The 1561-nt window shown below is 38.6% G+C and carries 1 protein-coding gene; it reads right to left on the minus strand.

Translation table 11 applies throughout. The features are described 5' to 3' along the window. Nucleotides 1-84: 84 nt before the first annotated feature. Nucleotides 85-1257, minus strand: coding sequence for an IS200/IS605 family element RNA-guided endonuclease TnpB (tnpB, locus tag OWO01_RS15865; protein WP_268781448.1), 1173 nt, complete (start codon nt 1255-1257; stop codon nt 85-87). Between the last annotated feature and the right edge of the window lie 304 nt (nt 1258-1561).

Raw genomic sequence — 1561 nt, forward strand, 5'->3', positions numbered from 1 at the left:
TTGAACTACCCACCACTTATCAACCTTACGGCCTGATTGAAGTGGGGGATTCCTAAGAACACCAACCGATCGGTCAGTTATGGATTAGGCTATCCCCGCAGTTCCTGCGGTTAATCGTAATGCTTCGTTACGAAGATTGATACTTGCGTTTCTATCTCTTTCGTGTTGCGTTTTGCAGGTAGGACACTCCCATTCACGCAAAGCGAGATTTTTCACGTCTTTGTTTTTGTAACCACAATGTGAACAAAGTTGGCTGGAAGGGTAATTTTTCGCAACGGTTACAATTTGTTTACCATACCATGCCGCTTTGTATTCAAGCATTGTTCTGAACTGTGACCATGATACTTCACTAATCGCTTTTGCAAGCCTATGATTCTTTAACATATTTTTGACAGACAAATCTTCGATACCAATGATGTCGTGGTTTTTGACAACTTCGGTAGAGATTTTATCTAACCTATCTTTTCTCGCATGCGCTATCTTATCGTGTAGTCGAGCAACTTTTGTCTTTTGTTTCTTCCAATTAGAAGAACCGTATTGTCGCCGCGAAAGAATACGTTGTGCTCTTGTTAGTTTTTCTTCTATGGTACGGAAGAACTTCGGATTCGCATATACCATTCCATCTGAAAGGGTGGCAAAGTCTTTCAATCCAACATCAATCCCGACTGCTGAACCTGTCTTTTTCCATGGTGTCACTTCTGTTTCGACTAAAATCGAAATGAAGTATTTACCTGAAGAGTTTCGTCTGATGGTTGCGTTCATGATGCGACCTTCCACTTCGCGACTTTTAGCAAAACGTACAAGACCTAATTTCGGGAGTTTCACCTTCTTTTCAAAAACAGCAATATTACCATTTACATATTTGGTTGTATAGGATTGAACGGGATTCTTTTTGGATTTAAAGCGAGGTTCACGGTTTTGCTTTTTGTAATATCGAGTGTACGAATCATTTACGATTTCCACCGATTTTTGAAGGGCGATACTATCCACTTCTTTTAAAAAGGGATAGTGCTTCTTTAGTTCACGAATTGCCTTCATCGATTGATTTTTATGGAAAAACTCACCTTTCCAATTATTTTCAATCAGTTGACCATTCTGTACCATTTCATTGACGATAGACCAATACCTGTCTTTGTTTTTTTGTTTGCCAACAAAATAGTTGTAGACAAAGCGAGAACAACCAATGGTTTTGTTAATCAGTTCGGCTTGTTTTTGATTCGGATAGATGCGAAATTTGTAGGCTTTTTTCACGAACATTTGATTTTCACCTTCTTGCAATATCGGATATGTATAATATATCATAACGATGGAAAAAACAATCGGTTGTATTACGGTTTTCGAAAAGATTATTAGCTAGAATATATGATTACAAAGAGAAAAAAGGTTTCGGCACTCGTACGCAAACTATTTTCCATTTGATTTAATAAGCACTCGAGCAGTCGGAAAATCGAGATAGCAGAAGCTATCCCTTTTCCGAAGGCGATTCATCCCCCACTTACTCATTGGGCTTAGCCCTTTGCATTCCTTGAAGATAGGGGTTTTCTCGCCTATTTTAGATAAA

The sequence above is a fragment of the Natronobacillus azotifigens genome (genome assembly GCF_026805325.1).
Lineage (GTDB): Bacteria > Bacillota > Bacilli > Bacillales > Amphibacillaceae > Natronobacillus > Natronobacillus azotifigens.